The following is a 263-nucleotide window of genomic DNA, read 5'->3' on the forward strand; positions in this document are numbered from 1 at the left end:
CGCTTAACCTTGCTACTGAAAATAAGTCGTTGACCCATTATACAAAAGGTACGCAGTCACGGTGTCACTCAAACTCCCTGCTTGATCTTTGCGGTTGGCCTCGCTTCGCTAAGGCAACCTTCAAGAAGAACGCTTGATGATACACTCTCTTCTTAATTAGCCGGTTGGCCTCGCTTCGCTAAGGCAACCTTCAAGAAGCTTGAGTTGACACCGCTCCCACTGCTTGTACGTACACGGTTTCAGGATCTATTTCACTCCCCTCA

Annotated in this window: 1 rRNA gene; it reads right to left on the bottom strand. The window is 48.3% G+C overall.

Going from position 1 to position 263, the window contains the following annotated elements:
- Positions 1 to 263, bottom strand: a 23S ribosomal RNA gene (locus ACXAH2_RS17210); the annotation flags it as partial.

The sequence above is a fragment of the Marinomonas sp. ABL3_031 genome (genome assembly GCF_056161265.1).